Raw genomic sequence first — 12,022 nt, forward strand, 5'->3', positions numbered from 1 at the left:
CTGTTGCAAACGCCACCTTTTCCTGAATATATCAGCGGTCACTCGGTAGTTTCAACAACATCAGCAGTGATCCTTACCCATTACTTTGGCGATAACTTTCATTATACCGATAGCGTTGAAGTTAGCTTTGGTGTACAACCAAGAAAATTTACCTCATTTAATCAGGCTGCCAAAGAAGCTGCCATCTCCCGTTTTTGGGGTGGTATCCATTTTATGGATGCGATTGATAATGGCATTATTCAAGGTAATAAAGTGGGTAACTGGGTGTTGAATAAAATGTATGCAGTTGACGGCAGCAAGTACCCAATTAAACATTAAGCGTCTATCTCTTTGTTATATAACTGTGTTTGTACTATTGGGCAAGAAATATGCCCAATAGTACAAACACAGTGTTTTATTATTGGTTTTCTTTGCCTCATTAAATTAATGACTCGTACGCTCATTAACCGCTACTCAATATAAACCATGCAAGCTATTTTATGTAATATATTGTCTATTATACATTGTAAAATATAATGTGGTTGGATGAAACTATTTATAATTAAACCAACCTGTTCAATTTTATATAATTAACAATTATGAAGAAAATTTACCTTTTATTATTTAGTGTATTAGTTATTGCAACCGGCAAATCATTTGCACAGGGATGCGTAGCAATTAAAAGTACCGGCGGCGTTTGCGAAATGCTTGACCACCCGGATGAAACAGACGAAAACGGCGCATGGGTTTTTAACTCGAACGTGCGGTATTATAAATCATACAAACACTTTATTGGCCGCCAGGAACAAACACAGCGCACAATATTAGGTACCAATGTTATTAATCATGCCTTTACCCAGGACCTGGCTTTAACCCGTGTATTTAACAGCCGTTGGTCATTCTCTTTTGATATCCCGTTAATATCAAATACCCGGTCATCTTTATATGAGCATGGCGGCAACGAAAGGCACACCACATCATCATTTGGCATTGGGGATATACGCTTGACAGGCTATGCCTGGCTATTGGATCCGCATAAACACATGAATGGAAACGTCCAATTTGGTTTAGGTGTAAAGCTGCCTACCGGCGACTATAAATACACCGATTATTTTTATAACACAGGCCCCGGTGGCACAAAACTATTAGGCCCGGTAGATCAGTCTATTCAACTGGGTGATGGAGGAACAGGGATTACCACAGAGATCAACGCCTATTACCACCTGTCAAAAACATTTAATTTGTACGGAAATTTTTATTACCTGATCAGTCCGCGCGAACAAAACGGTGTTTCATCGGCACGTGGGGGTACGCCGAGTGCCGCTAATATAGCTAATGGCAGCGATGTAATGAGTGTTCCAGATCAGATGATGATAAGGGCCGGTGTAAGTTACTCAGTAAATAAATTTATATTCTCCGCAGGTTTGCGCGACGAATGTTTGCCCACTAAAGACCTTATTGGCGGCAGCAATGGTTTCAGGCGCCCCGGTGATATTATTTCGGCAGAACCGGGCATAGTATATTCCTTTAAAAAAGTTAGCATAAATGCTTTTGTCCCTATTGCACTGATCCGCGACAGAATGCAAAGCGTACCAGATAAAATTAAGACAAATTTAACAGGCGTTTATGCCCAAGGTGACGCAGCTTTTGCTGATTATGCAGTAAACATAGGCGTTAGCTTTAAATTTTAATGACAAAATAAAAAGAAATTAATAATAGCTTTTAAGAAAAATTCAACATTAGACAAATTAAAAAATGAAAAAATATTTATTACACAAAGCGCTTATTAAACTTTTATCTATAGTTGCATTACTATTTATGTACCAAACATGTTTAGCACAGCAGTCTACAGCTTTTGCCTTTCTTAATAAAACCGATACCGCTACGGTACCTAAAGAAATTGAGAACCCGGAAAACATCGGTATAAACAAAGAGCTTAACCACGCTACGCTGATGCCTTATGGCAATTTATCTGAAGCATTAAAAGCTAACCGCCGCGCATCGTCATTAGCTATCAGCTTAAATGGCTTGTGGAAATTTAATTGGGTTGATTGGCCCCAAAAACGCCCGTCTACTTTTTACAAAACAAACTATGATGTATCCAAATGGAAAGACATTAAAGTACCTTCATCTTTCCAGGTGCAGGGCTACGGAACGCCCGACTATAGCAACTTTACGCTGATATTCCAGAGTGATTTCCCGAGGGTAATGTCTGAACCTAAAAACAAAAAATATACAACACTTACAGAGCGTAACCCGGTTGGCAGCTACCGCCGCGATTTTGACGTACCTACAAATTGGAACGGCCGCCGCATATTCCTAACTTTTGATGGGGTTGATGCCGGTTTCTTTTTATGGGTTAACGGCAAAAAAGTTGGCTACAGTGTAAACAGCCGTAATGCTGCCGAGTTCGACCTGACCAAATATGTACACCCGGGTAAAAACATGGTAGCTGTTGAAGTTTACCGTTTTACATCAGGCAGCTATCTGGAAAACCAAGATATGTGGCGGTTGAGCGGGATCTTTAGAAATGTTACCCTATGGAGTACACCGCAAGAGCATATCCGCGATTTCTTTATCAAAACTAATTTAGATGCCAAATACCGCGATGCGGATCTAACCGTATCAGCTAAAGTTAAAAACTATAGCAACGTTGCTGTTCCGGCGCGCCAGGTAGAACTGACGCTTTACAACGGTTTAGTAAAAGTACCGGGTGCCGCAGTTAAAAAAGCGGTACCGGCATTGCAACCGGGCGAGGAAGTTAAAGTGGAAGCAAGTTTCCACGTAACCAACCCAGAGAAATGGACCGCAGAAACACCTAAGTTATATACTTCTGTTATCACCCTAAATAATGGTGCTACTACCTTAGAGACCATGTCGGCCCGCACAGGCTTCCGCGAGATCGAGATCAAAGGCCGTTTGTTTTTGGTGAATGGCGTACCCATTAAATTAAAAGGTGTTAACCGCCATGAGAACTGGCCGGATGATGGCCACGCTATTACCGAGGAGCAAATGATAAAGGATATCGTCCTGATCAAACAAACCAACAGTAACCACGTGCGTACCTGCCATTATTCTGATGATCCGCGCTGGTATGAGTTATGTGATGAGTACGGTATATATTTAGTTGCTGAAGCTAACGTAGAGTGCCACGCGCAGCAAAACCAGTTTAATGAAGAGCCTACTATTAAAGCGGCTATCATTGAGCGTAACGTAGCAAACGTAGAGAACTTTAAAAACCATCCGTCGGTAGTTATCTGGTCATTGGGTAATGAGAACGGCCGTGGCGGTACAAACTTTAGAGCCGCATTGACCGCTGTAAGATCTATTGACGACAGGCCAACACATTATGAAGGCTTTGGCATTGGTAACGACAGGAACCCGGCAGATATTGACAGCCAAATGTATACCGGCGTGGCCGGCATTGAAGAGCATGCTAAAGATGATAAGTTAACCAAGCCATATTATTTATGCGAATACGCGCACGCCATGTTTAACTCCATGGGGTCTGTAGATCTGTATAATGATATGTTTGATAAACACCCGGAATTATTGGGTGGTGCTATTTGGGAATGGCAAGATCAGGGCCTTTACAATAACCGCCAACCAAATCACCCTGTCATAGCCTATGGCGGAGGATTTGGTGATTATCCTAATGATCATTACTTTATTCATAAAGGTGTGGTGTTTTCTAACCGTACACCTAAACCTCACTTCCCGGAGTTAAAACATGCTTACCAATGGATCACCATTAAAGCAAAAGACCTTAACAAAAAGACATTCACTATCAAAAATCGTTACCAGTTTACCAACCTAAGCAGTTTTAACGGCAAGTGGGAAGTAAGTGAAAACGGTACTACCATATCATCAGGCAACTTGGCCATTGGTTCTGTTAGCCCGGGGCATGAAAAAGATATCAAATTACCATATGTTATCAATCCTAACCCAGGTGCCGAGTATTTTGTACGTGTTTCGTTCCAGTTATCATCTGATAAATTATGGGCCAAACACGGTTTTGAAATTGCCGAGCAGCAATTTGAATTACATACACTTGTTCCTGCTGTAGTAAGCAAATCACAAGGTGGTGATTTAACGTTGAATGATAGCAAAGACGTTATCAAGGTTAAAGGCGCAGATTTTAGCGTAACCTTCGATAAAACCAAAGGTACTTTTACTAAACTGGAAAAAAGCGGCGACAATATGTTGCGTAATGAAGGCGGCCCGATGCTTCACTTATGGCGCGCGCCTCACCAAAAAGATGATATTTGGGCCTATACAGATTGGGTTAAAAACGGCCTAAAAGAAATTAGTTGGGTGGCTGGTGATATTAAGAGCACGCAACTTGCGCCTAACGTTGTGCAAATAAGCGCTAACCTAACCGGTACCGGCCAAGCAACATTTGTGGTACACCATAAAGTAGTTTATACCATTAACGGTAAAGGCGAGATAAAATCTGAAAACAGCGTTGATTTTAGCGATCCTAAATTGATACTGGCCCGAATTGGAGTGCGTTTGTTCCTGAACAAAGACCTTAACCAGGTAGATTATTTAGGCCGCGGCCCAATGGAAAACTACAGCGACCGTAAAAGCGGCTTTGACGTGGGCCATTACTCAAGCAGCGTGTATAAACAAATGACCGGTTATGAAAAACCAATGGAACAAGGCAATCACGAAGATGTGCGTTGGGCTAATTTAACCGGTGTAAACGGTTTAGGCTTAAACGTTAAACAGGTTGACTCTGTATTACAAATTGGTGCATTACCTTACAGCGACGAAGAAATGGAAAATGTAGAATACAAAATAGACCTGCCAAAAAGCAGCGGTACGGTATTATGTATAAGCCACAAAACGTTAGGTGTAGGTTCAAACGGTTGCGGGCCAAGGCCATTAGAGCCTTATCAGGTGTTTGCCACTCCCACAACTTTTAGTTATCAGATAGAGTTATTGAAAAAGAAATAAAATAATAAATATCTCTCCTCAATATCTCGATCGAGGTATAATTGGTCAAAGGCTGTCTCAAACGAGGCCTTTTTAAGTTTTTCATTTTCGGTCATTTTAACTATTTAGAGCTTGGAGAAAATAAATACCCTCAAAATAGTCCAAATATTCTTCTATGAGTATTCCTAAATCAACTACGCTAGAGGAAAGCTGAGGCAAACGGACAAATAATTTAGAGTGTGGCGGGTTCATTCTGCTATGGCACCCCTTCCTATTGCTGAAAAAATAACAGCTACCGCTGTATTATTAATTCAACTGCAAGCAAGGTGAGGCAGAATCTCAACCGCTAGTTTTTTGTATTGGGTTACTTTCATAGCCCTAACGCTGCGCCAGCGACCCCATTAGGGCGACTAGGCAAAGCGACATCTTTTATAGTATCAGGTTTTTATTTTTTCGGTTATTTTTGATTATACCGTTTGTTAAGGATTGTCCTTTGTTGTAATTTTCTGCAAACGATTGCACCATTTTTCGGCAACGATTGCGCGAATTTTTATCATTATTTATAAAATGAATGGCCTGAATACTTCGTAATATAGCTTAACCAAATATAAATTTTACACCAATTCAACAGCTACAATTACATAATTCAGGAAAAATAAGAAATAAATTCTTGTTATAGAAACTCTTAAAAACTTCCTGAAAATCTGAACCAAGCACTGATTTGTCCATATAAGGACAGACATTGAACAACATCAAAAGGTGTTGAGTGATATTGTATTGCCTAATTTTTGCAATTGTAAATATTTTAATAATTATAAAATCACTTAAATAATACCTAATGAAAAACAATTACAAAAACCAAATAAACATCTTCTCACCATGTTTAACCAAGATTTAATTATGAAAATGACTTTACTAAACAAAATTCCGATTAAAAGGTCCCGGTTACTGGGTAGTATAATCCTTTTATTTGTTTCAAGTTTAACCTTAGCGAATACGTTATTACCTGTTTCACATAAAAGGGGTAGTACTCATACAAAAAACGTTGCCGAAATAACTATTAAAGGAAATGTTACTGATGCTTCAAATGGGCAAACATTAATAGGCGTCACTATAAAGGTAAAAGGTAGCCAGGCAGGAGCCGTTACTGATATAAATGGAAACTATTCTATCAAAGCGGACGAGAACGCTTCCCTTGTTTTTACATATGTGGGTTATGACCCCATTGAAATTTCTGTTAGCAGTAAAACCAGTTTAGATGTAAAAATGCAGCCATCAAGCAAAAATTTGGGCGAGGTAGTTGTGGTTGGTTATGGAACGCAAAAGAAAACCTCAATGACCGCCTCGGTAGCCACTTTGAAAATGTCCGAAATCACCCAAAAACCAGTTGTTAACCTAACCAATAGCCTTGCCGGACGCGTTTCTGGTATTATAGCTACCCAAGGCAGCGGTGAGCCTGGTTTTGACGGGTCGAGTTTTTCTATCCGGGGTTCAGGCTCCATTGGGGGCTCAGCAGTATTATTAATTGTTGATGGGGTGCCGCGCGATTTTAGCCGCCTTGACCCTAACACTATTGCCAGCTTAACCGTTTTAAAGGATGCAGCAGCAGTGGCCCCTTATGGTGTTGCGGGCGCCAATGGCGTGGTTTTAGTTACCACTAAACAAGGTACAATAGGCAAACCATCATTGTCGTACAGTGGTTATACTGGTATTCAAAACCCTACTAAAGTGCCAACCTTTGTTACCGGTTATCAATACGCGTTAATGAAGAATGAAGCGAATGTTAATGATTTTCAGGTAGCTATACCTTATAGTGCCACTGACTTGCAAAAATTTCAGGATCATTCAGACCCTGACGTTCATGGCGATTCGCACCCGCTGCAAGAGATCATTAAGCACAATCGTGTAATAACTAGTCATAACCTCTCACTTTCTGGCGGATCAGAAAACTTTAAGTATTTCGCATCTTTGGGTTATACTCACCAGGCCGGTATGTGGGATCCAACTTATTTGGATAAGTATAATGGAACTTTAAACCTTACCGCAAATGCTACCAAAACCACCACGGTTAACTTCACCATTAACAGTTGGGTAGAAGACCAGCATTTCCCGTCGCAGAGCGCCGGAACTATTATTGGCCAGGCACAAAGAGAAACGCCGGACTTCCCCGTACGGTACAGTAATGGACTGACTGCTGGCTATATAGCACAATCTGTTTACGGCGAAATTTATGACAGCGGTTATGGGTTTAATGAAAGGCCTGGCACGCAATCGCAGTTTAGCATAAACCAGCAATTACCGTTAAAAGGTTTAAGCCTAAAAGCAGTTGTTAGTTATGATGTGGCACCCGATGCATTATTTGGTAATCCAAACGGTTTGACCCGGAATTATACCACGCCAATTACTTTTTATACGGTTAATAAAAATACTACACCCTATACTTACGTAGCGGGTGTACAAGGCAGTTCTAAACCTAAGTTTACTGAAACCTATTATCAAAACAAATCATTTACCTATCAGGGCATTTTAGATTATAAAGGGTCTTTTGGTAAAAATAATATTGGCTTTACCGGCGTTGTAGAATCAAGAAATGTTAAATACCAAACCTTTACCGCCTCCAGAATAAACTATAATTTAGGTATTGATGAATTAGATTATGGGGGCCCGGGTACTACAGACCTTACTAATGGCGGCTCATCAAGCGCGCAAAAACAATTGGGGTATGTTTATCGTGCTACCTATAATTATGGCGAAAAATATTTATTTGAAGCCTCTGGCAGGTATGACGGAAGCTATCTGTTTGCACCGGGCCACCGTTTTGGGTTTTTCCCGGCATTTTCCGCAGGGTGGGTGCTTTCTGAAGAAAGTTTCCTTAAAAGCATCAAATGGCTTGATTTCTTAAAGATTCGTGGTTCGTACGGCCAATCAGGGGCCTATCCAAGGGTTAATGGTACTATACAAACCTATCAATATTTTAGTGGTTACAACTTAAATACCAACTCGGCTGTTGTAAATGGCGTTGCGACTCAAGGCATCAGCGAAGGCACTCAGGCAAACCCCGACATTACTTGGGAGCGGGCTAATAAGTTTGATATTGGCTTTGACGCTACCTTATGGAATGGCGTATTAGGCATTGAAGCCGATTATTTTTATGAAAAACGATCAAATATGCTTCAGGGCTCAACTGATGTGCTGCCGGGCGAATACGGGACCAAGGTAGCTTTACAAAATACAGGTGTAATGAGTAACCACGGTGTAGATCTGACCATTCGAAGCTCGCACACGTTCAGTAATGGCCTTAGGCTTGATATAAACGGAACATTTACTTATGCTATTAATAAATTACTAGTGTATAACGAAAATGCAGCAACCTTTAATAATCCCAACAGGCGATTAATAGGCCGCCAATACGGCATACAATTTGGCTACCAGGCATTAGGTTATTTTACACCCGATGATTTTGTTAATCCAAATATTGCATCGCCGGTACTTAAAACAGGCATGCCTGTGCCAAGTTTTGGAATTGTTAGGCCCGGCGACCTTAAATATGCCGATCTATCGGGACCGAATGGCGTACCAGATGGAAAAATTGACGCGAATGACCAAACAGTTATTGGCAGAACGCAAACCCCGGGTATTATTTACGGTTTAGAGCCGCGCGTATCGTTTAAAAACTTTGACCTGGATGTATTGTTCCAGGGTAGTGCAAATTCAACCATCCAACTAAGTAACTTCTTCGTTTTCCCTTTCCAAATGTCAGGTTCGGCATCTGAACTTAGCTTTACGGAATACTGGAAACCAGATAGAACCAACACACTTTATCCGCGCCTGTCAAATTCGCCAACCTCTAATAATACGCAGAGTTCTTCATGGTGGACAAGGGATGATTCTTACATCCGGATGAAAAGCGCGGAGTTAGGGTATACCTTTTCTAATAAAATGTTGCATAACACAATTAGCTCTTTAAGGGTATTTGTTGCAGGACAAAATATATTTACCTGGACCCCACATTTAAGGGAAATTTTAGATCCGGAAAATGGGGGTAGCAATCAGAATTATTATCAGCAACGCGTGTTGTCAATAGGTATTAACGCTAAATTTTAATTATTAAAAAATGAAATTGATAAAATTTATACACAATAATAACAAGGTTGTTATTGTGTTGGGCTTATTGTTAATAACAGTTGGTTCTTGTAAAAAGGATGATTTTTTAACGGTACCGCCAAAAGGTCAGGTAACGGACGAAATAACATTCAGTTCTGAAACTAATGCCGACTTATTTGTAAATGATATTTATAATCAGTTAACCGATGAAAAAAATGATTATAATCATACGGACTCTTATGCAGATAACAGTTGGACAAAACAAACCCATACTGGTGCAAATACCGTAAGGAACGGCTCTATATCGCCAAGCAATGTACCTACAGGACCTAATGGTGGCATCTGGAACTGGGAGAATACATACGGCTATATAAGGAAATGTAACTTGTTTTTTCAGCAAACAACAAAATACAAAGCTAATTTTTCTGCAACTTGGTTAAAAGCACGTACTGCCGAGGTTACTTTTTTCAGGGCGTATTTTTACTCGGTATTATTTACAGCGTATGGCGGTGTACCACTAATCACTACCCCATTAAACAACACAGACGGCACGGATATTTTTAAGGCTAGGGCAACACTTGATGAAACACTGGTTTTTATCGAAAAGGATTGCGATGCCGCTGCTGCTGATCTGCCTGCCGCCATTGATAAAACAGGCCGCCCTACAAAAGGTGCTGCTTTAACACTCAAGGGATGGGTAGAGTTATTCGCTGCGAGCCCACTTTGCAATACCGCTAATGACCCGGCGAAATGGGCCAAAGCTGCTGCTACCAACAAACAAGTGATGGATTCAAAAATTTATTCATTATTTTCAGACTATGCTACTCAGTTTTTAGCGGCTAATAATTTTAACTCAGAAACTATTTTTGCCAAGATGTATGCGCCGCCAAGTAAAGGCAGTAAAGCGGAAGGCCAGGAGGGGCCAGTTGTAGTAAAAGGTACGGTGCAATGCTGGGGTAATTACCAACCAACACAAAGCCTGGTCGACGATTATTTAATGGCAAATGGATTGTCTATTACAGACCCGGCATCCGGCTACAATGCCCAAAATCCTTATGTTGGCCGCGAGCCACGTTTTTACCAATCAATAATTTATGATGGTGCGGCTTGGCAGGGAGACATTATTACCACCCGTGTTGGAGGTAATAACCAAAGAGCCGGGGGCGGTGATATCACTACCAGCGGGTATTATGGCCGTAAGCTATTAGACGAAAATATAATAGGCCAAACCAGCCTTGCAACTTCGCCAAGCTCATCTAACTGGGTGATCTTCCGTTATGGTGAAGTGTTATTAAGTTATGCAGAAGCCCAGAACGAAGCAGTAGGGCCGGATGCATCAGTATATGGAGCTATGCAATTGATCAGAACAAGGGCCGGTCTGCCTAATGTTGCTGCTGGCTTAACTCAAGCGCAAATGCGTGCAAGTATCAGGAGGGAGCGCAGAATTGAGTTGTCTTTTGAAGAAAAACGTTGGTATGATATAAGGCGTTGGTTAATTACAACAGGCCCTACTGGGGTGTTAACTAATCCAGAATTTGGTATTAACATCGTTTATACCGCTGGGGTGCCTAAATATACCCCGGTAAATATATACACCAATATATTTAAGGATTATCAAAACTGGATGCCAATACCGCAAAACACAATTGCTAAAAATCCAAAACTGGTTCAAAACCCTGGATATTAATAGGACAGACTACATTAAAACACTCCGTATAACCTGCGGGGTGTTTTTTGCGATCCCGCCTTTAGGTAGCGAATGGGTAAATTAATTAGTTACAACTTTATTTTACTTTGCAACCCGGTGCGCCTTCGATTATCGCTAGCGTATCGCTTGAAATTGTGGTAATTGGAACATTAGTAATACCAGTTCTTACAGCGGTAAAAGTGGCAAACCTTTCTTAACTTATAAAGTGGTTAGCCTTATGCTATCGGCAATAAAGCAGGCGTTTATTTGGCTATATGCGGGAAAATTCTCTACAGCCGCGTTGCTATTTAAAAATTGAGCCTGATGACGATGTATAGGCTAGGTTCATCATAAGTTCCTGTCAAGACTGCCAATAAAAAGCTTCAAAAAGTTAAAGGTGCTAGTACAAAAACCTGCATATAAAAATCCGATGTTGCTGTTTAAGAAATAATTGCAACATATCCATTACGCAATCCATAGCGTAGTTTAACTGCCTATAATCCATGCTAGTTTATTAGTTTAGCGTAGTTAAAACCAATTTAAATTTATGAATAAGTACTGCTTTGCCAGTTAACGCCTTGCATCCCAAAAAAGTAAACAATCAATTAACCATCAGCAAATAATCACATGGCATTAACAGATAAATACGCCGAACTGATCCAAGCGGCAAAAACCGGTGGGATCAGCAATGTTCAAGTACGCGAACAGGACAACATTTTATACATTGACGGCAGTACTAATAGTGGTGCGTTAAAAGATAGCCTTTGGGATGTTTATAACAAGATCGACCCTGACTACCGGGCCGGCGACCTGGTTCTTAACATTGACGCATCTGCTGCCTCAGGTACAAAAGCTACGGTATCAACCGAATCCTCCAATCTTAATATCCGTAAAGGCCCGGGAACTGACCAGCCAGTTGTTGGCAAAACAGCCCATAATGAAGTAGTTCTCATCGTAAGCCGCCCTAATGAGCAATGGAGTTTAGTAAGGACAGACGGCGGTATAGAAGGCTATGCTTACAGCCAGTATTTAACCCAATCCTAAAGAATTTATATAATGTTTGACGAGATTTTAAACTTGGTCAGAGACCATATCGGCGGTAATCCGCAAATATCATCAGCCATTCCGCAAGATCAGCAGGATGATGTTTATAAAGAAATCGCAGCCCACGTTAATAACGGCCTGCAAAATCAAGTGAGCGAACAGGGAGGCGTCGGCGGCTTACTTTCCTCCTTATCCGGCAGTCTAACGTCCGGTAGCCCTATGCTATTGAAGGCGGGCTCGTAGGCAGTTTAGGCAGTAAGTTTGGTTTAT

7 protein-coding genes are annotated in these 12,022 nt (G+C 40.9%); all 7 read left to right on the forward strand.

Annotated features, from left to right (window positions below; translation table 11 throughout):
• A partial coding sequence (locus tag ABIB50_RS13450) for a phosphatase PAP2 family protein (RefSeq protein ID WP_429380248.1) occupies positions 1 to 318 on the forward strand: 318 nt, incomplete at its 5' end.
• A gap of 260 nt (positions 319 to 578) precedes the next feature.
• A complete protein-coding gene (locus ABIB50_RS13455; RefSeq protein WP_429380249.1) occupies positions 579 to 1,670 on the forward strand; it encodes a hypothetical protein in 1,092 nt (363 codons plus the stop codon).
• A gap of 64 nt (positions 1,671 to 1,734) precedes the next feature.
• Positions 1,735 to 4,938, forward strand: a complete 3,204-nt coding sequence (locus tag ABIB50_RS13460) for a glycoside hydrolase family 2 TIM barrel-domain containing protein (protein ID WP_429380250.1) — start codon at positions 1,735 to 1,737, stop codon at positions 4,936 to 4,938.
• 879 nt (positions 4,939 to 5,817) lie between these two features.
• Positions 5,818 to 9,021: a SusC/RagA family TonB-linked outer membrane protein gene (locus ABIB50_RS13465; RefSeq protein WP_429380251.1), complete on the forward strand. Its 3,204-nt coding sequence runs from the start codon at positions 5,818 to 5,820 to the stop codon at positions 9,019 to 9,021.
• 10 nt (positions 9,022 to 9,031) lie between these two features.
• A complete protein-coding gene (locus ABIB50_RS13470; protein WP_429380252.1) occupies positions 9,032 to 10,708 on the forward strand; it encodes a RagB/SusD family nutrient uptake outer membrane protein in 1,677 nt (558 codons plus the stop codon).
• A gap of 627 nt (positions 10,709 to 11,335) precedes the next feature.
• Positions 11,336 to 11,752, forward strand: a complete 417-nt coding sequence (locus ABIB50_RS13475) for an SH3 domain-containing protein (RefSeq protein WP_429380253.1) — start codon at positions 11,336 to 11,338, stop codon at positions 11,750 to 11,752.
• 33 nt (positions 11,753 to 11,785) lie between these two features.
• Positions 11,786 to 11,995 (forward strand): hypothetical protein, encoded by a 210-nt coding sequence (locus ABIB50_RS13480; RefSeq protein WP_429380254.1) that lies wholly within the window; start codon positions 11,786 to 11,788, stop codon positions 11,993 to 11,995.
• Positions 11,996 to 12,022: the final 27 nt, after the last annotated feature.

This window comes from Mucilaginibacter sp. UYCu711 (genome assembly GCF_050433825.1).
GTDB lineage: Bacteria > Bacteroidota > Bacteroidia > Sphingobacteriales > Sphingobacteriaceae > Mucilaginibacter.